The sequence below is a fragment of the Endozoicomonas elysicola genome (genome assembly GCF_000710775.1).
In the GTDB taxonomy this organism is placed as follows: Bacteria; Pseudomonadota; Gammaproteobacteria; order Pseudomonadales; family Endozoicomonadaceae; genus Endozoicomonas; species Endozoicomonas elysicola.
This window is the reverse complement of the sequence record NZ_JOJP01000001.1, coordinates 3,245,000-3,269,811: the sequence shown is the minus strand read 5'-3', so window position 1 is coordinate 3,269,811 and position 24,812 is coordinate 3,245,000. Positions and strand designations below refer to the sequence as shown.

Below are 24,812 nucleotides of genomic sequence, written 5' to 3'. Positions count from 1 at the left end.
CGTTTCATTATCGACTCATTGAATCATCTTTTTGCTTTCATTGGTTTAAGGTGCTTGATTTGTGAGCTAATGAATGACAATGATTGTATTGGAAAAAAGCGGATTTTTTCCTATGGTTGAGAGTCTTGTAAATTCATGCTAAGCGTTTAATGGCTTCTGCCGCTACTGATTATCAAGAAAATATTATCACGTGTAAGCAGTTTTGATGTGATGATTGGTGGAATTACTTGTTGGCAGACCATTTGTGCAGAGGATGGTTTGATTAAAATGTCAGCGGAAAATTCGAGTTGGATATTGGCTTCAGCGTGCAAGAAACAAGGCTTTCTCTGGATTCTTCCAGAGGAATAACCCAGAGCTTTACGGGAAAGAGGTTGATGGTTTTCCTTGACCGATTATTGACTTCGCCTTATATATTGAAGCAATTTCTATCCCGGCTTTTCTTGTTCTGGCGATAAGCTCTATTTCAGCAGATCTGAATATTCAGTATGATGGGCGATTTATCTGCTCGCAGATCTGACCAGCCAGAACATTGGAACAGATGACAGGACGTGTAAGGCAGCATGGGTAAATCGCTAGTTATTGTGGAGTCGCCAGCCAAGGCGAAAACCATCAACAAATATTTGGGCAAAGACTTTGTTGTCAAATCCAGCGTGGGTCACATCCGGGATTTGCCAACGGCGGGTGGTCCTAAAAAAACCGTGGATGCAAAGGCCAGGGCGAAGGCTGCTGCTGAGTCAAAGAAGCTCTCACCTGAGGAACGTGAGCGTCGTAAAAAGGTTAAAGCCCGTGAGCAGTTGATTGAACGCATGGGTATTAACCCTGATAAGGGCTGGGAAGCACACTATCAGGTTCTACCTGGCAAGGAGAAGGTGGTTGATGAGCTGACTCGTTTGGCTGAAGGTGCCGACACCATTTATCTTGCGACGGATTTGGACCGGGAGGGAGAAGCGATTGCCTGGCATCTGCAGCAGGCTATTGGCGGAGAGCCAGGGCGTTTTCGGCGTGTTGTTTTCAATGAGATTACCAAGAAAGCCATTCAATCTGCGTTTGAATCCCCCGGTCAGCTAAACCAGGATCGTGTTGATGCCCAACAAGCACGCCGTTTCCTGGATCGTGTTGTTGGCTATATGGTTTCTCCGCTTCTCTGGGCAAAGATTGCCCGGGGGTTGTCTGCAGGGCGGGTTCAGTCTGTTGCTGTTAAGTTGATTGTTGAACGCGAGAGAGAAGTTCGTAGCTTTGTTCCAGAGGAGTATTGGGAAGTTTACGCAGACCTTTCTGCAGCAGGGAAAGATGCTGTTCGCTTTCAGGTAATGAAAGAGAATGGGGTTAACTTCAGGCCAACCAATAAGGCTGAAACAGATAAAGCGCTGGCTTTGCTTGAGCAGGGTCAATACTCCCTGACAAGCCGTGAAGATAAGCCGACACAGAGTAAACCTTCTGCCCCATTTATCACATCAACTCTGCAGCAGGCTGCGAGTACCCGACTTGGATTCAGTGTCAAAAAGACGATGATGCTGGCCCAGCGCCTCTATGAGGCTGGGTATATTACCTATATGAGAACGGATTCCACCAATTTGAGTCAGGATGCTGTGGACAGTGCCCGTTCTTTTATCACCAAGCAGTATGGTGAGCACTATTGTCCTGATAATCCGAACATCTATAGCAGTAAAAAGGGTGCTCAGGAGGCTCATGAGGCCATACGTCCATCCAGTGTTACATTACAGCCAGATAGCCTTTCCGGGATGGAGCGTGATGCTGAGCGGCTTTATGACCTTATCTGGCGCCAGTTTGTAGCTTGCCAGATGACGCCAGCTGAGTATCTCAGTACCTCACTGACTGTCGATGTTAAAGGTTTTCAGCTTAAGGCTAAGGGGCGAACCCTGAAGTTTGATGGTTATACCCGGGTACAGAAGCCAATGGCTCGTAAGGGAGAGGATACTATCCTGCCGGACCTTCAAAAAGGTATTCCTCTTGATCTTCAGAAGATCGACCCGAAGCAGCTATTCACCCGACCACCTGCTCGGTTTAGTGAAGCCGCTCTTGTGAAGGAGTTAGAGAAGCAGGGTATTGGCCGACCATCGACTTATGCTTCCATTATCTCAACTATTCAGGATCGTGGTTACGCCTCGGTTAAAAATCGCCGCTTTTACGCAGAAAAGATGGGGGATATCGTTACTGACCGCTTGAATGAGTCTTTCCATGAGCTTATGGATTATCACTTTACAGCTCGGATGGAAGAAAAGCTGGATGATATCGCTGAAGGTGAAAAAAACTGGAAGCAGGTCCTGGATGATTTTTACTCTGACTTTACCCTTCAGCTGGCGCAGGCTGAACAGGTTGACGGTGGGATGCGGGCTAATGAACCCTCCCTGACGGATATTGAATGTCCGACCTGCAGTCGCCCCATGATGATTCGCACTGCTTCTACTGGTGTGTTTTTGGGCTGTTCTGGTTATGCTTTGCCTCCGAAAGAGCGCTGTAAAACGACCATCAATCTGGTTCCGGGTGAAGAAGCGGAAGATGCGGATGATGAAAATGCAGAAGTGAATGCTCTGCGTGCTATGCATCGTTGTCCGAAATGCTCTACTGCCATGGAGAGTTACCTTATTGATGAACATCGTAAGCTCCATGTCTGTGGTAATAACCCCGATTGCTCTGGTTATGATGTAGAGCAGGGTAGTTATAAGCTGAAAGGCTATGATGGTCCAATTCTCGAATGTGATAAGTGTGGTAGTGAGATGCAGCTTAAGACAGGCCGTTTTGGCAAGTACTTTGGCTGTACTAACAGTGAGTGTAAAAATACGCGGAAGCTACTTAAAAGTGGTGAAGCAGCTCCACCTAAAATGGAGCCTGTTCCAATGCCAGAGCTTAAGTGTGTCAAGGTTGAAGATCACTATATCCTGCGGGATGGAGCCTCTGGCCTGTTCCTGGCTGCCAGTCAGTTTCCCAAGAATCGGGAAACCCGGGCACCTCTTGTTGCTGAGCTATTGCCTCATCAGGCTATGATTGATCCTAAATATGGCTATCTTATGGATGCTCCCCGCCAGGACCCTGATGGTAACCCTTCAATTATTCGATACAGTCGTAAGACAAAACAGCAATATGTTATGTCTGAAGTAGAGGGTAAGGCTACCGGCTGGAGTGCTACCTATGAGGATGGTAGGTGGAATGAAAAGCAGACCAAAAAGCGTCAATCCAGTTAGATTTATCTCAAACTTTTGATTCATCAGACAGGGCTATTAAGCCCTGTTGTACTATGGCTGTTGTTAACTGTTTGCCGGGCTGCTCGAAAGTGTGTCCGGTAAATTGCTGGAGTTGGTTATGACAAACAACTGGCAGGGATATACCAATAAAATGCTCTTTCACTCCCGTTTGTTGATGGAAGCCTGGGAGGATGCTGATGAGCTTGCCAAACCTGCGTTTCGTGAAGCGTGTCTGAATGCTATGGTTCAGGCTTATCAGTCACTGCTTGCTGAAATCATGACTAGTTACCGTTTACCGGTAAACCAGCTACCTACCCTGGATGAAGCGATAAATAGTGTTCACCATAAAGGAGAGGTTTCTTCTGAATTACAGTACATTGAGAAGCTTGAACAGCATGATTCCTGGTTATCGGCTTTATTGAAGAATCATCAGGAGTGCTCGATGCCTATCCAGCGTAAGAGTATCAATTGTAATGAAATTCCGCTCTTCAATGCCAATAGTGTCCGGCTTGATCAGCCAGAGGGTTTTCTTTCTGTACTTGGATTCCTGAAAGAGCTGGTCACCTATAGCCGTAACTTCAGTCTTGAGTGGTGAATTGCGGTAAAGATGCTGGTTTTATTGTTGCCAGTTGATATTCAAATGCAGATCCTGCTCAGTGTCTTGAAAGCCACTAAAGGCTCATGCACAATGCTTTTTTGCTAATCACATAATTCTGGTGTCACTAACTATGTCAGCGTCGTTTCTTGAAATTGTTGAGTTACCTTCAGGTGAAATCGTGTTGCGTCGCAGCGATGAAGAGAGCGCTGAGCCACTAGTGACTATGTCATTTTCTCAGGAACTCCTTGATTTTCTTCAGGGTGATCAGGTAGAGGTTGCCAGAGCAATGCTGGATGCCTGTATTGCTGAAGTAGGACGAAAAACAGAAGCTGAAGCTGAAGAACACATCCCTGAAAACCGTATTCTTCATTAATCTGCCTTAACCCTGTCCCCTGTTTCGGATAGCTAAACCCTGGCAGCGACCTGAGCGGGCAGCGGACTCCAGCTCGGAGAGTGTTGTGCTATCCATTTGGTTAATCCAACTGACTACAGTATGACTGGTTCCTGAGGCCAGAGCCTTGCGTGTGAGTTTTAACGGATCTGATTGTGCAGAAGGGTTGAGAACCTGTAGACGATGTCGGCTGATGCCGGAAGCTTTCAGCCAGTTTATTGTGCTTCTGGCCTGTTCACTGGACAATATCAAAGTAAGCCAGCGCTGATCCTGATCATTGGCCAGTTCATTCAGAACTGACTTTAAAAAACGTCCTGACTGCCATGGTGGCCCTGAGAGAATCAGCTCATCAATAAAGCTTGCAGGCTCATTGTCAAGGAAGGCGCAGCTTCCGCTCTGGTTGAATGATGATGTTAATGCTTGCATGTCAGGTCCTCTACAACAGGGATCGTTAGGGACAAAGCTCTAGTTCCTGATAACCCCCACGCTCAGCCCTTCGATGGCAAAGGCATCAACGCTGAGATCTACTTCAATCGTTTGGAACTCTTCATTTTCCGGGTGAAGGTAAACCCTGTTCTTGATTTGTTCGAAACGCTTAACGGTGACTTCATCTTCAATTCTGGCTACGACAATCTGACCATTGGATGCTGTTGATGTTTTATGGACGGCCAGTAGGTCGCCATCAAGGATTCCGATATCTTTCATGCTCATGCCTTTGACGCGCAGCATGAAGTCTGCTTTTGGTGAAAAAAAATCGGGATTGATTGACAGGTGGTCTTCTATATGTTCCTGGGCAAGAATGGGACTTCCTGCTGCAACCTGTCCTACAATAGGGAGGCCAGAGAGTTCTGTGCCAGGCACACGAATACCTCTTGATGCTCCAGGGGTGATTTCAATGGCTCCCTTGCGGGCAAGGGCTCTGAGATGCTCTTCCGCAGCGTTGGGCGATTTGAAACCGAATGTCTGTGCTATCTCTGCACGAGTTGGAGGAAAACCGGTTTCTTCTATATGTGACTTGATCAGTTCTAGGATCTCAGTCTGGCGCTTGGTCAATTTATACATGTTTAGGTCTGTGTTTTTATACAGTACATGTAATTATATACAGTATTTTGTTGGCTGCAACTATCAGAACTTATTAATCTAACTTGATGTTTCAGTTGGCAAACGTTAGTTTTAAACAAATGTTTACAATGGAGGTTATTCAGGCATGTCACAGTCAGCGACAGTAGACAGGATTCTGGACGCTGCAGAGAAGTTATTTGCTGAGCATGGGTTTGCAGAGACCTCCCTGCGTTCAATTACCAGTAAGGCTGGTGTTAACCTGGCCGCTGTTAATTATCACTTCGGTTCAAAAAAATCCCTCATTCAGGCAGTCTTTTCCAGGTTTCTTGATCCTTTTGTCAGCAATCTTTCCCAGGCACTGGTCAAATATCAGGATAATAACGATGCGATTGATCTGGAAGAAATTCTCCATTTGCTGGTGGATCAGATCATGGCCGTTAAGCCACGTAGTCCAGAAGATCTTTCAGTCTGTATGCGACTCATTGGGCTGGCATACACCCAGGGGCAGGGTCATCTGAAAAAATATTTGCGAGAGGTCTACGGGGAAGTATTCCAAGCCTATCTTCAGTTGTTGGTAAAAGCATGTCCGGATTTACCAATGGGTGACTTGTTCTGGAGAGTTTACTTTATACTCGGGTCAGCCGTTTTTACCCTTTCAGGGGCAAATGCGCTGCGAGCTATCGCTGAAAGTGATTACGGAGTCGACTATGAGCTGGAAGAGATCATGAGGAAGATGGTTCCTTTCATGGCAGCAGGCCTTAGGGCACACACCTGACATATCATTTAGCGATAAGAGAGTTTATAACCGATGCATCTTACTGTTCATATTGCCAGCCAGGAGATGGTGCTTCACGAGAAGGACGGCAAGCGCAGTGTTTATTCTATTTCTACAGCGAGCAAAGGAACCGGGCAGCAGGAGGGTAGCTGGCAAACCCCTCTTGGACTTCATGTTATCAGGGCCAAAATTGGTGGTGGGCTGCCTGTTAACTCAGTGTTTGTCAGTCGCCGTTTTACAGGTGAGATTTATTCGCCTGAACTCCGAAAACAGTACCCTGGAAGAAAGGACTGGATATTAACCAGAATATTATGGCTCAGTGGTCTGGAGCCCGGGTATAACCGGCATGGAAATGTCGATACTATGCGGCGGTATATCTATATTCACGGGTCTCCGGATACTGCAGTTATGGGTGAACCAGGCTCCCGGGGGTGTATTCGTATGCATGGCAAAGATATTCTTGATTTGTATGATCGTATTGATGCAGGCGTTAAAATCGATATACAGCTTACCTGATACCCTTATTATACGTATTCGCAGGAGGCTCTGATGCCTGAAGGGCAAAACAGAGGTGTTCTTCTGGTTGATCTTGAGGGGACACAGTTAACGACAGAAGAAGAATCGTTACTGCTTCTTGAAAGTATCGCAGGTGTAGTGCTTTTCTCGAGAAACTACCAAAGTCGGGGGCAATTAATCAGCCTGACCAGTGAAATACGTAAGTTACGTCCTGACATCTTGATATGCGTAGATCAGGAAGGTGGACGAGTTCAGCGCTTTATTAAGGGGTTTACACGGCTTCCACCTGCAATGGCATACAGTCAGTATGATCAATACCTTCAACAGGAAATTGCCCTTGAGTCAGGGTGGCTGATGGCGTCGGAACTTCTTGCTTGTGGTGTTGATCTATGTCTTGGCCCGGTTCTAGATATTGACCACGGTCGAACCGATATCGTGGGGAATAGGGCTTTTGGTCATTCTCATGAACAAGTTGTTAAGCTGGCTGCGGCATGGATTGATGGTGTTCATGATGCAGGAATGTCTGTGGTCATTAAACACTTTCCGGGACATGGCAATGTTGATGATGACTCTCATCTGAGTTTACCTGTCGATCAACGCTCGCTTGAACTAATTGAACAGACAGATTTGCAAACGTTTAAAGCCATGATTGACAGGGGGGGGGTTGAGGCAGTGATGCCTGCTCACATACTTTTTCCCGCTATTGATGAAGCGCCTGTCGGTTTTTCATCAAAGTGGTTGCAAACTATTTTGAGAGGTCGACTTCGGTATGATGGCCTGATCATGAGTGATTGTCTTTCCATGGAAGGTGCGGCCGCTCTTGGTGGCTATTCCGAACGTGCTCAAGCAGCTCTGGAGGCTGGCTGTGATTTATTGATTGTTTGTGATCGGCAAGGTGTTCTGGATGTGTTGAATGGTTTGGAACCCCTTAAGTTGAAAGGTCCGGGTCCATTTCATTTGATGCCTGGTCGTTATCCTGACTGGGAACAGCTTGTTTCATCCAGTCGTTATCAGGATATTCAGCAGTTACTAATCAATAGTGCACATCATTGCTAAGGTGTTAAGTACCCAGCATATGAAATCGAACATTTCTGGCTTATTGGACAGTTGTTATGCAAGGCTCAATGGCAGGAGCAGTTGTCGAGAGCGGCTGTTCAGTGTCTCAGGAAATATGATTTGACTTGTTGGGTACTTAAAGACATTTGTTATGTGGAAGCTCATGGTTATTACTGGCTGCGTCTCAATAGCATAAAATTAACTTTAATTTTTTTAGCGTTTTATATTACTTTCAGCATTTCCCATTAGGCTTCTGTCACTGCTCCATCCCATTTCTTTAAGGTTTTCCATTACGATTTATGGTGTAACAATGGACTTTTCTTCACTTATGGCAGGTAACACTCCTGAATGGCTATTTCAGGCTGTAATTGCTGTCATTCTTACTGCAGTTATCCGATTTCTTACTGGCAAGTTGTTTAGCAAGTTGATGACGAAAGCAGAAGCTACTCAGAATTTCTGGGATGACGCACTGCTCTCTGCAGGCCAAAAGCCAGTTTATCTTTTTATTTGGGTTGCTGGACTTAGTTGGTCAGCAGAAGAAATATGGGAAGGGACAGGCAATACTATTTTTGAAAAGTTGCTCAGTTTTCGGGATCTACTGGTTATCATCCTTTTCTGCTGGGTTTTTATCTCATTTATCAAAGCATTAGAGTATCGTTACCTACAGGTTGAGCATAAAAAGAAACTGGATCAAACATCGGTCGTTGCTTTGGGGCGGCTTATGCGGGTTGCCGTGATAATCACAGGTGTTCTGGTTGCAATGCAGGCGCTGGGATACAGTTTGTCAGGTATTCTGGCATTCGGTGGTGTTGGCGGGCTTGCTGTTGGTTTTGCCGCTAAGGATATGCTGGCCAACTTCTTTGGCGGTTGGATGATCTATGTTGATAAGCCATTTCGGGTGGGAGACTGGATTAGCTCTCCGGATAAAAACATAGAGGGGACGGTTGAATATATTGGTTGGCGTCAAACCCGAATTCTGACATTCTCACGGCGGCCTCTCTACGTTCCAAACGCAACGTTCATGAATATTTCGGTTGAAAACCCGTCCAGAATGCAGAACCGCAGAATTAAACAGGTTTTTGGATTACGTTACTGTGACAGTGAAAACGTTGGACCCATACTTGAAGAGGTTAGAAGTTATCTGCAGAGGCACGATGGTATCGATCAGGACAAGATTATTATGGTCAACTTTATTCGTTTTGGTGCTTCCAGTCTTGATTGTCAGATATATTGTTTCACTAAAACGACGGATTGGGCGACTTACCTTCTGATACAGGAAAAAGTTTTGTTGGAAATTGTTCAGATTATTCATCGTAATGGCGCTGATATTGCCTTTCCGACACGTACCCTCGATGTTCCTGTAGAGACTAAGAAAGAGCAGGAATCTTTTGAATATCGAATTAAAACATCTATCCAGGAAGGTGCTAAAGTTTAGGTATTTCAATCAATTATATTGTTTTTTTTTGTTTAATTCTCTACTTCTGGTGTTTATAAAAAGGCTCTGAAAATCAGTCCAGCTACAATTTATTAAAATATAAGTTGAAGCTGGCTGTTGAGTTTTTGGAATGAATACTGGATTTATCACTTTTTACTACCACCTTTTAATCGCTTTTTTACTCGCAGCCGTTGCGTTCTATGGGCTTAAGTGGCTGATCATGAGGTGGCGAGCTGAACAACAGGCAGGCATAAGGCCTCTTGTGGCGAATACCTTTCGCAGGCCCGTGCTGACGATTCCCTGGTTGTTTTTTATTTTGTATTCAGCGCATTTCTGGCCAGGACTTGAAAGCTCAGAGTTTAATGAATCACTAATACTGATCCAGAAAATTCTTCTTGTCGTCTATCCAGCCTGGTTTATCTGGGAAGTCAGTTTGAATATGGAAGGGCTGCTGAATACTGCGGATGGTCGTTGGGCGGGGAGGCTATCCTATTCAGTTATTGCGCGATCCATTCAATTGCTTATCGTTATCACTACGTTATTGAGCCTCGCTCAAGTCTTTGGATACAGGCTTTCGACGCTTTTAGCTTTTGGTGGTATTGGTGGAATTATTCTTGGTCTAGCGGCCAAAGATTGGTTGGCTAACTTCTTTGGCGGGCTGATGCTAATGTTGGATCGCCCATTTACTGAAGGTGACTGGATTCGTTCTCCAGATCGCGCGATTGAGGGACACGTTGAAAAAGTAGGGTGGAGGTTGACAAAGATTCGGACTTTTGACCGTAGACCAATCTATGTCCCTAACTCAATTTTTACAGGCATTGTTGTCGAAAATGCCACTCGTATGCGCAATCGACGCATGGTTGAAAATTTTTATCTTCGTTATGAAGATTTTGAAAAAATACCTAATATCCTCAGACGTATAGATGAACTTCTTCAGCTGGTTTCTGAGGTTGATAATAAAGAGCCACATTACGCGGTGTTCATTCGTTATGACGATTCTGCTTTGCTTTGTCAGGTTCGGGCTCATATCACGAGAACAGACCGTGTTGGTTTTCTCAAAGTTCAAGAGTCTATTCTTCTATTAATAGCAAAGGCTGTAACTGAGGCTGGTGCATCATTTGCCTACCCGACTCGAAGGATTTTGTCGAATGGGCCGATAACATAGTAGCTATATTCAATATAATGCAGACTGATAAGAATACTGATGGATATATTGATCGTTGAGGACGCACGTGATCAGAGAATGATGCTTGCTGTGGTTTTGAAAAAGCAGGGGCACCGTGTCTTTGAAGCATCAGATGGATATGAAGCACTGAATATTATAGAAAGCCATCCTAATATCAGAATTGTTATCAGTGACTGGATGATGCCCAATATGGATGGCATAGCGCTCTGTGAAGCTATTAGAAAGAGCCATATTGGATACTATGTTTACTTCATGCTGTTAACAGGCAAATCTGATCGTCAGGCAATGGTTGAAGGGATTAACCGTGGTGCTGATGACTTTATTAATAAGCCTATTGATTTTGATGAGCTTAGTGCCCGTTTAAATGCCGGCATTCGCATTATTGAATTGAAGGCTGCTCTTGAAAACAAAATTGATACGATTGAGAAAGATCTGGAGTCTGCAGCAGAGACTCAGGCTCGCCTTCTTTCTGAACCTGCCAAAATTCAACATGTTGATTTTAATTGGTATTTCAAGCCAAGCCGCTTTCTTGGTGGGGACATGTTTGGCTACCAGGCGCTTGATGGAGAAACCCTTAGCTTTTATCAGCTGGACGTAGCCGGTCACGGAATTCCATCGGCGTTATTCTCTTTTTCTCTTAATAATATTCTTCGTGAGGATGGCAGTAACTCTTTAGTTAAGGAGTCTTTTAACGAGCCGCCCTTTTATCGTGTTAAAAGTCCTGATGAAGTGCTGGTTAGCCTCAATGAGCAGTTCCAGGCCAAACCTGAGGCGATGCTCTATTTCACCATAGCTTACGGGATAATTAACAGTCGCACAGGTTCGGTGACTGTTTCGCAAGCAGGACATCCATCTCCATTATGGCTTAAGAGCCATTCAAAAACGGTTGAGAAGATTTCCAGTGGTGGGGTTCCTATAGGCATGATGCCTGGTATGACCTATGAGAATGTAACTATTCAGCTTCAACCTGGGGACAGACTTTTTCTGTATTCCGATGGGGTAACAGAATGTGAAAACAGTACAGGTGAAATGTTTGGGGAGGCGAGACTGGAGTCTTTGCTGGAAAACACTTTTGATAATTCAATTGAAGGCATAATCAGTCTCGTTGATCAGGGTATACACAGCTGGACGGAAGCCGATGTTTTTGAAGATGATGTAAATTATTTAGTATTAGAGTGGCAGCCATAGAATTAAATATGGCAACCTGTTTATTAAAAAATTAATGACGCAAGGAGCGCGACATGCCATTTGAATCAAAAAGCGAAGCTGGGTATACCATCGTATCTATTGATGAAACCCGGCTTGATGCATCTATTTCTGAGCCGTTCAGAGTTTATCTGTTTGATCAGATTGAAAACGGGTCAAACAACATGATGGTGATTGATTTATCTCTGGTTCGTTTTATGGACAGTAGTGGTTTGGGGGCGCTGGTTGCAACCCTGAAAAAGATGGGTGGCGAAGGCACTCTGAAACTGGCGGCTGCACAGCCCGCGGTATTGGATCTTTTCAATCTTACCTCTATGGATAAGTTGTTTACCATTCTCCCTACAGTGACAGAGGCCATTGAGGAGAAGTAATCATGATGGATGAAAAAGGCCAGACGGTCAGGCTGGAAATTGACAGTGAGCTGGCTAATACAACCCTGGTTGCTATGGCTGTTCGCGGTCTTTGCGCTATGACAACTCTGTCACCGGTCGAAGTAAACCGTGTGGAGTTGTGTGTTGTTGAGATTGTTAATAATGCAATTGAACATGCCTATGGTAGTGAAAAAGGGCATAAGGTTGAGGTGAGTGTTAACCTTCTGAAATCCTACTTAACGCTCACAATCAGTGACTGGGGTAAGCCAATGGATGAGGGAAAGCTGGGAGACAAAAATTTCCCTGTTGATGCGGATGACCCCGCTGCATGGCTATGCAGTGGTAGAGGTTTGCCAATCGTTCAGAGCCTGATGGATAAAGTTGAGTATCAAAGTGTTGATGATAAAAACAGCTTCATAATGAGTAAGCAGATCAGGAGTTAATCTGCTTACTCATTCAACCCCGCCTTTAGCTACTTTCTTCTGAAAGTCAGACGCCGGTCTCAACCAGTGCATTTGGGCGCTGATACGGAGTCAGTTTTAAGATTACTCCGATTTCCGGGCTGTCAAAGTATTGAATCTCATTAGTGTTTTTTATCCTTCTCCTCTGTTTTACCTGAAAGTTTTCAGTTATTCGAAGAGGGGGGGAGCCATCATGAAGTCTGATTAAATTATCTGAGCCTCTATTGGAGGTAAGAACATCAGATGAACTCGGCCCATGATTGTACGTCTTGCCTGATAGTGTCGAGTACAGTGATTCTGGGCTTAGCTTATTCAGCCATAAATCAATATCTACATGAAGAAACCGCTCTTCACTGACAGTGACTGTACCATCAAGTAATAGGCTATCCTGCCCGCTGATAGCAGCCCGAATTTCAACTGGGTGTTTTGGTGTTCCGGGATTTAAAGGCATTCGCCAGGCTTTCTGAGCAAGAACCTGATAGCCTCGGTTTTTCTCCAGAGTGGCAACCTGTTTATTCAGTATCATTTCGCTCACAGGTAAAGAGATGTAGGCATCACGTACAATGTCATGATAACTCAAATGTGGGTTGCCAGATTCCGGTATTTCAAATAGAGGGCTGTTTTCACTATGCTCTCCAGCTAGCGTTCGTAGTCTGATGGCATTTGCAGGCGTTCTATACTCTGTAACGGGAGGCCATGCTTCACCACTGTCATTCTTGGCGTAATGAAATACCACAAGATCAATCTGGTACCATTGATCCTTTGGCCTTGGATTGCTCTCATTTTCTGAAGCAGAAAGCGAAAAATTAAAAAATAGCGCTATCGACAGTGCGATAAGCTGAACTTTTTTCATACGGGATTCCTAGGGTATTCCAATCCAAAAGCAGAGGCCATATACATTCAAGCAGTGGACTCAAATTGAGTTCAGCCGTTTCCAAACAGCATTGTAACGAAATGCTGTCTGAAAATTCACCAGCTTGCATTGATGTTAGGAAGGTATCTAACGAGCCAGTCTACTCAATAGCGCTTCTGTCGCAGTAAACCTCTGTTCCGGAGTTTCCATTGTGTCAATGTACTTTAAGATGCTGCTTCCTTCCAGCCTGAACTGTTGGGGACTTGATTGAATCAGGTTAATAATGACCATAGGATCAACGCTGGGTTGTTCCTCAAACTCAATGCGGGCCTGTTTACTACCAGCATCAAGCTTTTTGATACCCAGCTCTTGAGCGTGAAGTTTTAACTTCATCTGGCGAAAGAGGTGTTTGGCTGGATCGGGCAATAGGCCAAATCTATCGATCAGTTCAACCTGCAGGTTTTTCAAACCTTCTTCATTGGTAGCAGCCGCAATTCTCTTGTATAGAATCAAACGATTGTGAGCGTCATGAATATAATCTTCAGGCAACAAAGCGGGGAGTCGCAGGTTGACTTCCGTTCCATGGTTTAAGGGTTGATCCGGGTTCGGGGTTTCGCCATTGCGAATGGATGAAACCGCCCGTTCAAGCATTTCGGTGTAAAGCGTAAAACCAACACTTTGAATTTGCCCGCTTTGTCCCTCACCGAGTAGCTCACCTGCACCTCGTATTTCCAGATCATTGGATGCGAGCATGAATCCAGCCCCAAGTGTCTGAGCATCAGTAATTGCTTCAAGCCTTTTTACCGCATCAGCCGTCATTGCCTTTGGAGAAGGTGTCAGGAGGTAGGCGTAGGCCTGATGATGAGAGCGGCCAACTCTGCCACGAAGCTGGTGTAATTGTGCCAAGCCAAACTTATCAGCGCGATTAATGATGATAGTGTTGGCATTGGGAATGTCGATGCCAGTTTCAATAATAGTGGTGCAGACCAGAACATTATAACGTTTGTGATAAAAGTCAGACATCACCTGTTCAAGTTGTCGCTCACGCATTTGGCCATGCCCGGTAATCACCCGTGCTTCTGGAATCAATTCCTGAAGGTCGCTGGCTGTTTTTTCAATGGTTTCAACCTGATTATGCAGATAATAAACCTGTCCTCCACGGAGGAGCTCCCTGAGAATGGCCTCTTTAACCAAGGGCTGGTCATATTGGCGAACAAATGTTTTAACGGAAAGGCGCCTTGCCGGTGGTGTAGCGATGATGGAAAGATCCCGAATTCCAGACATGGCCATATTGAGTGTTCTTGGGATTGGTGTTGCTGTTAGCGTGAGTATGTCGACTTCTGATCTGAGGGATTTCAACTTTTCCTTATGGCGGACGCCAAAACGATGTTCTTCATCAATAATCAGCAGTCCAAGGTCTTTGAAGTTGAGATCACCTTGAAGAATTTTGTGGGTACCAATGATGATATCCAGCTTGCCTTCAGGCAGGCGCTCTTTAATGTGATCAATAGCTTTTTGAGATTTAAAGCGGGAGATGACTTCAATTTCAACGGGCCAGTCAGCAAACCGGTCTCGAAAACTCTCATAGTGTTGCTGTGCCAGCAGTGTCGTAGGTACCAGAATAGCCACCTGTTTCCCGCTTTGAACGGCGAGGAAGGCTGCTCGCATTGCGACTTCTGTTTTACCAAAGCCAACATCGCCACAAACCAGTCGATCCATTGGTTTAGGTGCACACATATCGCGAATAACAGAGGCAATTGTTTGCTGTTGGTCAGGCGTTTCTTCAAAGGGAAACGCCGCAGCAAACGCCAGATAATTTTGCTCCGGTTTTTCGAAAGGAAATCCTTTTCTTGCTTCACGGCGGGCATAAATGTCGAGCAGTTCCACCGCAACATCTCGAGCCTTCTCTGCGGCTTTGCGACGAACTTTACTCCATTGTTCACTGCCCAGACGATGTAGCGGGGCAAGGTCGTCATCAGCACCGGTGTAGCGGGAAATTAGATGGAGCGAAGCAACCGGAACATAGAGTTTGGCTTCGTTGGCATACTCCAGCGAAAGAAATTCTGTGGTCTGGCCATCTACTGCCAGTGTTTCCAATCCACGGTAACGCCCCACGCCATGGTCAATATGAACCACAGGCGCCCCCATTCTCAGCTCCGTCAGATTACGGATAACCTGATCAGCACTTTGCTCCTCGCCGCTCTTGCGGCGACGGGTCTGTTGTACCCGTTGACCTAGCAGGAGTGCTTCGGGAATGATCACAAGATGATTGTCGGGAAGGTAAAGGCCGTTCTCCAATAACCCGATGCTGATGGCCAGCGTTGGCTTTTCAGTTATCTTATCGGTTACAAAGGTTGACCAGTTGTCACACAGTTCCGGAAAAATATCATTTTGAGCCAATAGTTCCAGAAGGACTTCCCGCCGGCCAGGGCTCTCTGCTACCAGCAAGACATTGCTGACATCATCAATAAATGACCTGAGGTGGCTCAACGGCTGTTCAAGTCGGGCATTGATGGTAAGTTCCGGCAGGTCTGCTCTACTGAGGTTAAATCGTCCAGCCTTGGTTGGAACCGGCTGGTCAAACAGTGTCACTCTTGGGAAATCATTGAGTCTGCTGTATAGCTCCTCAGGGGGCATTAACACCTGCGATGGTGGTAGGATGGGTCTGAGCGGGTCGACCCTCCGGTTTTCATAGCGTGCTTTTACATCAGCATAGTAATGGTCCAATGCCGCATTCACCGTGTCATAGACAAGCACACGGGTATTTTCAGGTAGGTAGTCAAAAAGGGTTGCGGTTTCTTTAAAAAAGAGGGGGAGGTAATACTCAATCCCCGGGCTGACAATCCCTTCTCCAATGTCCTGGTAGAGAGGGCAATCACGATGGTTTACATCGAAGGTTTCCCTGAAGTTGCTACGGAAGCGCTCCTGTCCCTGTTTGTCCATTGGGAATTCATGGCCTGGTAATAGCTGTATTTCTGGAACCTTCGTGACTGAACGTTGCGTTTCCGGATCAAACGTTCTTAACGACTCAATTTCATCATCAAACAGGTCAATTCGGTAGGGGATATCAGCCCCCATAGGAAATATGTCAACAATAGAACCCCGTATGGCAAATTCACCATGTTCCATTACTGAGTCAACACAGCGATAACCAGCCTGTTCAAACTGGTTGCGGCGATCATCAATGATAAACCGGGTTCCAGGTTGTAACGAAAGGCAACTGCCTAACAGGAAGCTCTTTGGGCAGAGTCGGTTCAGTAAAGTACTGATCGAGACTATCAGAATCGTTTTTATCGATGAACTACCCGATGTGGGTAGCTGGTAAAGCGTGGACAGTCTTTGGGAAATAATATCCTGATGAGGGGAAAACGTATCATAAGGGAGGATTTCCCAGTCAGGCATTTGCTGGAGCTTGACTGATTCATTACCCGCCAGAAAAAACGCAAGCTCTTCTTCGAGACGGTTTGCTGAGGCACTGTCTGGGGTAATGATCATCAGAGGGTGATTGTCAGCCTGTGCTGCGCTGGCAATAACAAATGCAGGTCCTGCTTGTGAGAGATTTCCCCACTCCAGTTTATCGCCGGGGTGGTTAGGCAGAGGGATGGTGAGTTGAAACATGAATATTCTGAACGTCCTCCTGAGTACCCCAAAGACAATGAGATAACCTTGCAGTATGGATTGTTTTTGATGCCAAGATGGCTACAGGAGGAGAATTGTAGCGTTTGTAGCCCCTTTGTCCCAGCATTCCCACCGATAAATGCGTTGTGACAGAAGAAATAATCCTGATAATCCAGGGTGTTAAAGTTTGGTATTCTTTGTTGCACTGAAGCCGTTCAGGAAGGATAATAGCCCCGAAACATTAGTCCCAGTGAAGGGGCTCGATTTAAAATAGACATAATAAACGGGAATTTATCGTGGTAGCAGACCGTTTTCAGGACTGGAAAGAGCGTGAAGCGCTGGCTGAGTCAATGATCCCCCTGATTGGCCAGTTATATCGAAATCACAATGTTGTCACGTCCGTTTTTGGGCGTCCCGTCATTAACCGCTCAGTTATTAACCTCCTTAAAGCGCATAAATTTGTCAGGCAGATTGAAGATAATGGTCTGTCTGTTCGCGAGACTTACCCGGTTCTGGACATTCTAAGCGGCCTGGACCTGGGACCATCTCGTATTGATATTGGTAAGCTGGCTGTTGGTTACCGAAGCGAAGGTGAAGGCCAGTCACTTAAAGAGTACGTTACTCAGAAAGTGGCATCGGTGACCAACGGTCACAAGCAGAAACTCGGTGCTGGTCAGGATGTTGTGCTTTACGGCTTTGGGCGCATTGGTCGTCTGATGGCCAGAATCCTGATTGAGCGTGCGGGCGGTGGCTCCGGTCTAAACCTCAGGGCCGTTGTCGTTAGACCCGGTGGTGCAGAAAATGACCTTCAAAAACGTGCCAGCCTGCTTCGTCGTGACTCTGTCCATGGCTCATTTCAGGGCACAATCTCTGTAGATGAAGAGAATAAAGTTATTTACGCCAATGGCGTCGCTATACAGGTTATTTACTCGAACTCCCCGGATTCTATCGATTACACGCAGTATGGTATTCAAAATGCTGTCATTGTCGACAATACCGGTAAGTGGCGTGATAAAGAGGGTTTGGGGCTTCATTTGCAATCAAATGGCGTATCCAGAGTCTTGTTAACAGCACCTGGGAAAGGGGATATCAAGAATATTGTTTATGGCGTTAACCATAAAGATATTCAGCAGGATGATCAGATTCTATCGGCCGCCTCCTGTACTACCAACGCAATCACCCCGGTTCTTAAGGCAATTCATGATGAGTTTGGTGTTGAGCATGGTCATGTTGAGACTGTCCACTCTTATACCAACGACCAGAACCTGATTGATAATTACCACAAAGGTGAGCGTCGTGGACGCAGCGCAGCCCTGAATATGGTGATTACCGAAACGGGGGCTGCCAAAGCGGTTGCCAAGGCGCTACCTGAACTTGAGGGCAAGCTGACAGGGAATGCTATTCGGGTACCGACGCCAAATGTTTCTCTGGCAATTCTTAATCTTTCTCTGGCAAAGGCTACAACGGTTGAAGATCTCAATAACTATATTCGGGAGACTTCACTGTATTCCAGCCTTCAGAAACAGGTGGATTACGTGACTTCGGTTGAAGCGGTCTCCAGTGATTTTGTTGGTAGCCGTCGGGCAGGTGTTGTGGATGGTCAGGCTACGATTGTTGATGGCCAGCGCTGCGTTCTCTATGTCTGGTATGACAATGAGTTTGGTTACAGTTGTCAGGTAAACCGGATTCTGCAGTTTATGTCGGGTGCGATGTACCCATCTGTCCCATAAAATTACCAGTCCTTTAGCAATTCCTTTTCTTGAAAAAACTGGCTGATTAGTTGTCCTTCTAATCAGCCGGTCTACACTGCTTAACTTTTGAGTTGATCCAACCTGATCTCAACTTACATCTATATACGTACTATTGACGCAAATTGACACTGATCAATGGCATGGATAGTTAGTGGTCCTCTAAATTGTAACCATTCTCATTTGCGTATATATTCAGATGAGTTGAAAATTTGCCAGGCTCCAACAATTTCATACTAAAGACCCTAAAAATAATAGGCTTTATTCCTGGCACAAGATGTAGATCCAAATTGTTTTGGTCGCTGTATGGGAGTGAATACCTGAAGAGCAGGTAAAATGGCTTCTGAGATCGACCCCTGATGCCAGTGGAGAGCAGTAGATGAAGGTGACATTGGGTGAGCTGAAAACCGGTGAGTGCGGCCGGGTAGCGGCTTTTCTGGATGCAGGCAGTTCCTATCGGCGAAAACTGTTGGCTATGGGGTTGACCCCCGGAACCCGGTTCACGGTTTGTCGTGTTGCTCCCCTGGGGGATCCAATTCAATTGGAGGTTCGAGGTTTTCAATTAACTATTCGACGGGATGAAGCTGCTGTCGTTGAGGTTTCCAGAGTATGAAAAAACATATTGTTGCAATCGTAGGAAACCCAAACTGCGGGAAGACCACTCTATTCAATGCATTAACCGGCGCTCGCCAGCGTGTTGGTAACTGGCCTGGTGTAACCGTTGAGAAGCGTAGTGGGTTTTATACCTTTGATGATAACTCCGTAGAAGTTGTCGATCTTCCGGGTACTTACTGCCTTGATGTTGTTGATAGTGATGTCTCTCTGGATGAAAAGGTTGCCCGTGACTATATCCTTAAGCGTGAAGCCGACCTGATAATCAATATTCTTGATGCCTCCAATATTGAAAGAAACCTTTATCTGACGACTCAGCTACTGGATATGGGGGCTCCGGTTATCGTCATACTCAATATGATGGACGTTGCCAGAGAAAAGGGCATGGATATTGATGTTGACAAGCTTTCTGAAGAACTGGGTTGTCCGGTATTGCCTCTGGTGGCCAGTAAATCAGGAAGCATCAAGGGCTTTTTGAGAGATGTTAATGTCTTTTTGAATGAGGGGGTTTCCATTGCTCCTGCATTGAATCTGGGTGATCAGCTGGAACAGGCGGTTACCACTATTGAGTCGGCCCTTAAGGAGTCAACTGCTCTGGATAACCCCCTGTCTCAGCGCTGGTATGCCCTTAAATTGCTGGAAGGTGACAACGTTCCTCTGCCGGAACTGACCTGGCAGGTGGTTAATATAGCCACACAGCAGCGGCATATAATTGAAGCTGCGCTGGAAGAAGATCTGGATATTATACTGGCCAGTCGCCGGTATGATGTGGTTGGTCATGTGATGGAATCTGTCATTCGTGAGCGAGGTGTGGCGAGTCATCACCTTACTGAATCCATTGACCGTGTGGTATTGAACCGGGTTCTTGGCTTCCCCATTTTTTTGGGGGTCATGTACCTGATGTTTATGTTCACGATCAACTTTGGTAGTGCCTTTATCGACTTTTTCGATATCTTTACAGGTACGCTACTGGTAGATGGTGTTGGGCATTGGTTGAGTTCCATTGGTGCGCCTGCCTGGGTTGTTACGTTATTAGCAGATGGTGTTGGTGGCGGTATTCAGACGGTTTCTACGTTTATTCCAGTCATTGCCTTTCTGTTCCTGTTTCTTTCTATTTTGGAAGACTCGGGTTACATGGCCCGTGCAGCTTTTGTCGTCGATCGACTGATGCGCTTTCTGGGGCTGCCGGGGAAAGCGTTTGTACCCATGCTGGTGGGGTTTGGTTGTAATGTGCCGGCCATTATGGCGGCAAGAACGCTGGATAATGAGAAAGATCGACTGTTAACTATTTCCATGGCGCCCTTCATGTCCTGTGGTGCCCGCTTACCGGTTTATGCACTGTTTGCCGCCGCCTTTTTCCCAGAGTCAGGTCAGAATGTTGTATTTGTTCTGTATCTGGTGGGTATTCTGGCCGCTATTTTTACCGGACTGATACTGAAGCAAAGCATTTTAAGCGGTGACAGTTCGCCATTTATTATGGAGTTGCCCAATTATCACATGCCATCTGTGACTCAAGTGATATTACGTACCTGGGATCGCCTGAAGTCTTTTATATTACGTGCCGGTAAGGCGATCGTTATGGTTGTTGTCGTACTGAACACCTTGAATGCGATTGGTACTGATGGTTCATTCGGGCATCAGAATACTCAAGACTCGATGCTCAGCAAGATCGGCCAAACCATTACGCCTGCATTTGCACCCATGGGTATGACCGAGGAAAACTGGCCAGCAGCAGTTGGGCTCTTTACCGGCATTCTGGCGAAAGAGGCTGTAGTGGGTACTCTGGACTCTATGTACGGTGCCATCGCTGCTTCTGAAAATTCGGATGTTGAGACTGAAGGTTCTTTTGATCTGGTGGCTGGTTTAAAAGAGGCAGTTGCTACTATTCCTGCAAACTTGAGTGGCTTGGGTGGTGCGCTTACTGACCCTCTGGGTGTCCAGGTTGGAGATCTTACAGATCTGGATGCTGTTGCTGAAGAGCAGGCCGTCACTGTCAGTACGTTTTCCGTTATGGCTGGCCTGTTCCCAAGTAACGCGGCTGTCATTGCCTACTTATTGATGATCCTTCTGTATACACCTTGTGTAGCGGCGCTTGGGGCTATTTATCGTGAAACCAGTTTAGGCTGGACCCTATTCATTGCGGGTTGGACATTCTTTCTTGGATATGCAGTTGCAACGATTTACTATCAATTGTCACTACTGTCCGTACAACCGGGTGAAACTTTGGTATGGGTTGTCTCTGTAACCCTTATGATGTTTATCGTGGTTAGCATGATGAAACGGATGGGGGCAACGGTACTTCAGGGTCGAATGGACGTAAGTACACAGTGACTTAGTGGAAGGAGATTGTGTGGCCAAAGGAAGGTTCTCTAGCCTTTGGCCTGAGCCTTAAATTGGATATGACTGGAGCTGACTGTGCTGATCAAAATTCGGGATTATTTGAAACAGCAGAAAATCTGTTCTCTGGCAGATCTTAGTGTGAAATTCAACACAACCCCTGAAGCTATGAGAGGGATGCTCTCTCACTGGCTAAGGAAAGGGCAATTAAGTTGTGAGCAGCCAGGTTGTTTTGTAGCCTGTAAAAAGGGATGTGTTTCCTGTGACCCAGCGGAGCTGGAAATATATCGCTGGCAAGGCAAGTCACAACTTATTCCGCTGTGTGCTGCAGGTTGATTTTAAAAAATACTAACCCCATTTCCGCTGAATACGGGGTGATACATTCTACCGTTCACTTTCCTTACAATTTCTTGCGAAACCACTCATTTCTCTTGGGGAGATCTCATAGCTAATTGAGGTCGCCTCCCAATCTATTTCATTGCACTTATTTTGGCTGAGTTAACTTCTGACGATGTTCAATATTGTCTGCGAGAATGATCCTATCTGGAACTTTTAAAACATACGTTGGTCTTATTATTAACTAATTAACAGTTCTTGATCGACGAAGTTGTTGTTAATAGGTTGATATTCAAGATAAATCTAAGTTTTTTTGTTGCTTTCTCAGAAAGTATGTTGTTAAGGGAGGTAAGAACTATGGATACGCAAAACACATTGACTTCGGTTCATCAGTTTAATCAGGTGAATCAAGTTTCAAAGCCTGCCGGTAAGAATACTGGAAGTGTATTTGGGTTAAGCGTTAAAAAAAGAGAAGAAGCTGGCCCAGTTTTAGGTGCAACACAAGAGATGAATTCTGTTCTTTTTAAGGAGACAGATGATAATGGCTTTGTTAAGGTTCTGAGCAGAAAAGAGCTTATGGATCTGAGAAATAATGATCCTGAGGTATTTGCTGCATTGTATGATGCCAGGCCCGTTGGCAACCCTGAAGAAGGTGTCTTCACACGAGGTTGGGCCATAATATCTGGCGCTTTATTGACATACTTTGTTGGAAGTGCTGATGATGCGGGTACAGAAATGAAGAACTCAACTATAGCGGATTAATTTTTAGGAGCAGATAGGTTCAGCTTACACTAACTATTTTCTTCATAGAGGTTTAGAAGTCATCAAGGATTTTTCGTATCTTTTGTGATCGATATTACAAGGGAGTTTGATAAAGGTAGACTTGTGTCTGGTAAAGGTCGTTAGCCTTTAAGGTCTTTACCGGGACTCTTTTCGATAAGCTGAATGTATGAGTGAGTATCCAGCAACCTGGCGGTAATTGAGGAATTATTTCTTTTTCGACTCTCTCCATCGCCCCTGGAAAAAGGTAACAAATAATAAATCCTGCTTTTTCAAAGTTGGCTTTAAAGAAATCATCTCTCTTCACTTCAATCCTATAAACTCCCTGTGTAAATATGGCTGGTATTGGTGAGCGCTCCCAAGCGTGAATTTTTTTTGAAGGGTATTTTTCTCTTAATATTGGAATGAGATGTCCCCAGCCGCAGCCTAGCTCGATAATCTCACCAGACACGTCATCAGGAATAATTCTTCGTATACTGGATCTGACCTTGCTGGACGTGGGGGTGGGGCCAATCCCGAGTTTGAGAGACCAGAAAATAATAGAGCCGGCGATCAGGCCGGCTGAAATCATAAGAGTTATTGTAATTATTAGTGAATTCAATGGATTAGACTTTACTCTTCAACACGTTCCCAAGTTTGTGAGCGGCCAATCAAAGAGAATCCGATGTAGCCCCGGACTTCTAACTTTTTGCCATCTTCAAGAACTTTCATATTAGCGCTGTATACCTTTCCAGACTCTGGGTCAACGATTTTACCATCGTCGTACTTACTGCCTTGTTTTTCCATACCCCAAAGGATCGTCATACCCTGAATTTTCTGATCCTTCAGATCCCCTTTACACTGGTCGCAGATACTGTCCTGTTTGGCAGGGTCAAGGATCTGAGTCACTTTGCCAGATACTTTGCCATTTTCTTCATAGATTGTGACATAACTTTTGGCTTCACCAGAACTGTCATCAACTGTCTTCCAGATACCCAGCGGGGAGGATGCAAAGGTAGCAGATGACAGGCACGCAGCAAGCAAGCTAACTGCCAGGGTGCGTTTTTTCAAGAACATGAGAGTCGATCTCCAATACACCGGTTTCTCCAGTGTTTATAAAATTTATTGAGCAATCTTGACTGGGCAGCTATTGTGCTCATCCATGATAAATCCAATACAGAATAACCTTGCTGCTGTAATTAGAGCAATTCCTAATCATTAAGATAAAACAATTTGCCTCGAACACTTCTGCGAAATTCAGAAGGCGTGAGCTGGTATTGACGTTTAAACAGTCTGGAAAAATAATCGGCGTCAGAATAACCCACCTGCAAGGCAATCTCGGCAATACTCAGATTTGTATTCTTTAATAGGTCTCTCGCCTGATCAAGTCTGATTTTGCGAACGTACTCCATAGGGGCTGAGCTGGTGGCCTGCTGGAAGCGGCGATTGAGTGTTCGGGTGTTCAGGCCTGATAGTCTGCACATGTCTTCAATAGAAATATCACTGACAAACTGATGGTGAATGAAGTCCTGAAGCGAAACGATAATTTCATCCTGATGGGCAGTGGTGTGGTCATCTGCATAGTGGGTGTCTTTAAAGGGCTTTCTGATTTCATGGGAAAACTGCTGTTCAACCCTCTGGGCAACCGATTCTCCCAATGACACACCCAGAAGATGCACCATCAAATCAGCAACCGAGTTAACACTGCCCGCGCAATAAATACGATCAGCCCGTGTGATCAGGTGATTCGGCTTGAAATCGACTTCCGGAAAGAAACGTTGCAGCTTTTCCATGTAGAACCAATGGGTAGTGGCGGGCTTGTTGTCCAGCAAGCCGGCAGCAGCCATAAAGGTTACGCCGGTTCCAGCCGCTGCAAATACAGCGCCTGCATCGTATTGCAGTTTGATCCATTCAATAATATCCGGGTGCTTTCTAACGACCGGGATCGGATTCCGCCAGAGCGCTGGTATCAGTATCAAATCGCCAATGCCACTTTGCTTGAAGGTCCGATCCGGTGTGAGTCGCAACCCACCGGTGGTGGTCACAGGTTCTGGTTTCAGAGCGCAAAAGTGAACCTCAATAGTTTTCTTTGTGCTCGTTAGGCGAGTATAAGTCATTGCTGCTTCAAGCATTTCCAGCGGCAATGTTACGCTGGTGCTGATCATATGCTCCACCATAGGTATTAACACCCGGTTCAGCTTTAATGGGGGGGGTTGTCTAAACATTATTCAAACGTATGTCTTATCTGTCTGGATTTATGTCTTTTTAATCTGGTTTACTTTATCACGA

23 protein-coding genes are annotated in these 24,812 nt (G+C 45.6%); 16 read left to right on the top strand and 7 right to left on the bottom strand.

All coding sequences use genetic code 11. The annotated features are described in order from the left end of the window. Nucleotides 1-560: 560 nt before the first annotated feature. From topA to GV64_RS14030, 3 genes are all read left to right on the top strand, one after another. Entirely contained in the window at nucleotides 561-3,203 is a 2,643-nt protein-coding gene (topA, locus tag GV64_RS14040) for a type I DNA topoisomerase (RefSeq protein WP_020583560.1), read from the top strand. A 118-nt stretch (nucleotides 3,204-3,321) separates the two neighbouring features. Beyond that, nucleotides 3,322-3,798 (top strand): DUF6586 family protein, encoded by a 477-nt coding sequence (locus GV64_RS14035; protein WP_020583559.1) that lies wholly within the window; start codon nucleotides 3,322-3,324, stop codon nucleotides 3,796-3,798. A 133-nt stretch (nucleotides 3,799-3,931) separates the two neighbouring features. Further along, on the top strand, nucleotides 3,932-4,174 hold the full coding sequence (locus tag GV64_RS14030) for a hypothetical protein (RefSeq protein ID WP_020583558.1): 243 nt from the start codon (nucleotides 3,932-3,934) through the stop codon (nucleotides 4,172-4,174). Between the two features lie 6 nt (nucleotides 4,175-4,180). On the opposite strand, the gene GV64_RS14025 is transcribed toward GV64_RS14030, so the two are convergent. Both GV64_RS14025 and lexA read right to left on the bottom strand, forming a co-directional pair. After that, the gene (locus GV64_RS14025) at nucleotides 4,181-4,618 is read right to left on the bottom strand and encodes a hypothetical protein (protein WP_020583557.1); all 438 of its coding nucleotides are present in this window, start codon (nucleotides 4,616-4,618) and stop codon (nucleotides 4,181-4,183) included. A 39-nt stretch (nucleotides 4,619-4,657) separates the two neighbouring features. Continuing rightward, the gene (lexA, locus tag GV64_RS14020) at nucleotides 4,658-5,254 is read right to left on the bottom strand and encodes a transcriptional repressor LexA (RefSeq protein WP_026258401.1); all 597 of its coding nucleotides are present in this window, start codon (nucleotides 5,252-5,254) and stop codon (nucleotides 4,658-4,660) included. Between the two features lie 145 nt (nucleotides 5,255-5,399). Between lexA and GV64_RS14015 the strand changes: the two genes are divergently transcribed. From GV64_RS14015 to GV64_RS13980, 8 genes are all read left to right on the top strand, one after another. After that, a complete protein-coding gene (locus GV64_RS14015; RefSeq protein ID WP_020583556.1) occupies nucleotides 5,400-6,029 on the top strand; it encodes a TetR/AcrR family transcriptional regulator in 630 nt (209 codons plus the stop codon). 33 nt (nucleotides 6,030-6,062) lie between these two features. Continuing rightward, the gene (locus tag GV64_RS14010; RefSeq protein ID WP_020583555.1) at nucleotides 6,063-6,545 is read left to right on the top strand and encodes a L,D-transpeptidase; all 483 of its coding nucleotides are present in this window, start codon (nucleotides 6,063-6,065) and stop codon (nucleotides 6,543-6,545) included. A 33-nt stretch (nucleotides 6,546-6,578) separates the two neighbouring features. Beyond that, complete coding sequence (nagZ, locus tag GV64_RS14005) at nucleotides 6,579-7,601, top strand: beta-N-acetylhexosaminidase (RefSeq protein ID WP_020583554.1); 1,023 nt, start codon at nucleotides 6,579-6,581, stop codon at nucleotides 7,599-7,601. Nucleotides 7,602-7,911: 310 nt separating this feature from the next. After that, nucleotides 7,912-9,036 (top strand): mechanosensitive ion channel family protein, encoded by a 1,125-nt coding sequence (locus GV64_RS14000; protein ID WP_020583553.1) that lies wholly within the window; start codon nucleotides 7,912-7,914, stop codon nucleotides 9,034-9,036. A 130-nt stretch (nucleotides 9,037-9,166) separates the two neighbouring features. Beyond that, complete coding sequence (locus GV64_RS13995; protein ID WP_020583552.1) at nucleotides 9,167-10,201, top strand: mechanosensitive ion channel family protein; 1,035 nt, start codon at nucleotides 9,167-9,169, stop codon at nucleotides 10,199-10,201. A gap of 39 nt (nucleotides 10,202-10,240) precedes the next feature. Beyond that, nucleotides 10,241-11,410 carry a PP2C family protein-serine/threonine phosphatase gene (locus GV64_RS13990; RefSeq protein ID WP_020583551.1) on the top strand — a complete coding sequence of 390 codons (1,170 nt, stop codon included), beginning with the start codon at nucleotides 10,241-10,243 and terminating at the stop codon, nucleotides 11,408-11,410. 53 nt (nucleotides 11,411-11,463) lie between these two features. Beyond that, a complete protein-coding gene (locus tag GV64_RS13985; RefSeq protein WP_020583550.1) occupies nucleotides 11,464-11,799 on the top strand; it encodes an STAS domain-containing protein in 336 nt (111 codons plus the stop codon). 2 nt (nucleotides 11,800-11,801) lie between these two features. Continuing rightward, nucleotides 11,802-12,242 (top strand): ATP-binding protein, encoded by a 441-nt coding sequence (locus tag GV64_RS13980; protein ID WP_020583549.1) that lies wholly within the window; start codon nucleotides 11,802-11,804, stop codon nucleotides 12,240-12,242. Nucleotides 12,243-12,288: 46 nt separating this feature from the next. Here GV64_RS13980 and GV64_RS13975 read toward each other — a convergent pair whose 3' ends face one another. Together GV64_RS13975 and mfd are read right to left on the bottom strand one after the other, a co-directional pair. Continuing rightward, nucleotides 12,289-13,113 (bottom strand): CsiV family protein, encoded by an 825-nt coding sequence (locus GV64_RS13975; protein WP_020583548.1) that lies wholly within the window; start codon nucleotides 13,111-13,113, stop codon nucleotides 12,289-12,291. A gap of 147 nt (nucleotides 13,114-13,260) precedes the next feature. Next, nucleotides 13,261-16,731 carry a transcription-repair coupling factor gene (gene mfd, locus GV64_RS13970; RefSeq protein ID WP_020583547.1) on the bottom strand — a complete coding sequence of 1,157 codons (3,471 nt, stop codon included), beginning with the start codon at nucleotides 16,729-16,731 and terminating at the stop codon, nucleotides 13,261-13,263. Between the two features lie 296 nt (nucleotides 16,732-17,027). Between mfd and GV64_RS13965 the strand changes: the two genes are divergently transcribed. The 5 genes from GV64_RS13965 to GV64_RS13945 all read left to right on the top strand — a co-directional run bounded on the left by GV64_RS13965 (nucleotide 17,028) and on the right by GV64_RS13945 (nucleotide 22,526). Beyond that, a complete protein-coding gene (locus tag GV64_RS13965; RefSeq protein ID WP_020583546.1) occupies nucleotides 17,028-18,461 on the top strand; it encodes a glyceraldehyde-3-phosphate dehydrogenase in 1,434 nt (477 codons plus the stop codon). 397 nt (nucleotides 18,462-18,858) lie between these two features. After that, nucleotides 18,859-19,092 carry a FeoA family protein gene (locus GV64_RS13960; RefSeq protein ID WP_020583545.1) on the top strand — a complete coding sequence of 78 codons (234 nt, stop codon included), beginning with the start codon at nucleotides 18,859-18,861 and terminating at the stop codon, nucleotides 19,090-19,092. Beyond that, nucleotides 19,089-21,422, top strand: a complete 2,334-nt coding sequence (gene feoB, locus GV64_RS13955; RefSeq protein WP_020583544.1) for a Fe(2+) transporter permease subunit FeoB — start codon at nucleotides 19,089-19,091, stop codon at nucleotides 21,420-21,422. Before GV64_RS13960 ends, feoB begins: the two co-directional genes overlap by 4 nt. Nucleotides 21,423-21,506: 84 nt before the next feature. After that, nucleotides 21,507-21,764: a FeoC-like transcriptional regulator gene (locus GV64_RS13950; RefSeq protein WP_020583543.1), complete on the top strand. Its 258-nt coding sequence runs from the start codon at nucleotides 21,507-21,509 to the stop codon at nucleotides 21,762-21,764. A gap of 357 nt (nucleotides 21,765-22,121) precedes the next feature. After that, nucleotides 22,122-22,526, top strand: coding sequence for a hypothetical protein (locus tag GV64_RS13945; protein ID WP_020583542.1), 405 nt, complete (start codon nucleotides 22,122-22,124; stop codon nucleotides 22,524-22,526). Nucleotides 22,527-22,620: 94 nt separating this feature from the next. Here GV64_RS13945 and GV64_RS13940 read toward each other — a convergent pair whose 3' ends face one another. The 3 genes from GV64_RS13940 to GV64_RS13930 all read right to left on the bottom strand — a co-directional run bounded on the left by GV64_RS13940 (nucleotide 22,621) and on the right by GV64_RS13930 (nucleotide 24,748). Next, a complete protein-coding gene (locus tag GV64_RS13940) occupies nucleotides 22,621-23,145 on the bottom strand; it encodes a hypothetical protein (protein WP_020583541.1) in 525 nt (174 codons plus the stop codon). A gap of 11 nt (nucleotides 23,146-23,156) precedes the next feature. Then, nucleotides 23,157-23,600, bottom strand: a complete 444-nt coding sequence (locus GV64_RS13935) for a DUF2147 domain-containing protein (RefSeq protein WP_020583540.1) — start codon at nucleotides 23,598-23,600, stop codon at nucleotides 23,157-23,159. Nucleotides 23,601-23,734: 134 nt separating this feature from the next. Then, on the bottom strand, nucleotides 23,735-24,748 hold the full coding sequence (locus GV64_RS13930) for a GlxA family transcriptional regulator (protein WP_081622168.1): 1,014 nt from the start codon (nucleotides 24,746-24,748) through the stop codon (nucleotides 23,735-23,737). Nucleotides 24,749-24,812 lie beyond the last annotated feature (64 nt).